This window comes from Pontibacter sp. HJ8, from assembly GCF_054824225.1.
Genome location: NZ_JSYF01000533.1, coordinates 1 through 321 on the forward strand (window position 1 = coordinate 1; position 321 = coordinate 321).

Below are 321 nucleotides of genomic sequence, written 5' to 3' on the forward strand. Positions count from 1 at the left end.
TCTTACACAATTTACCAAAAAGCATACAATCGTTGCTATATATTCTTTAAGAATCTACTTATAGTGCAGCACCTCTCTAAAACAACACCGACACCTGCGTTCTACCCGTATGCACAGCCCCCACGCTATTCGCCTTTCGGCCGTCGTAGTTGAGGGAGATGTTGAGGCCGTTGCTCAGGCGCTGCTGCACGTTGAAGGACCAGGTGAGGTTGTTGCCGGGCCGAAGGGCGTTGAGGATTTCGTAGCCCACATAGGAATTCATGTCGCCGTCGTAGTCGATGTTGACGTAGCGGATGATGCCGGACACGGTACGCTTGCTTA

Annotated in this window: 1 protein-coding gene; it reads right to left on the minus strand. The window is 51.1% G+C overall.

Translation table 11 applies throughout. From position 1 onward, the window contains the following. Nucleotides 1-76: 76 nt before the first annotated feature. Nucleotides 77-321 (minus strand): hypothetical protein (locus OB13_RS18960; protein ID WP_461491755.1); only part of this gene is annotated, 245 nt, incomplete at its 5' end.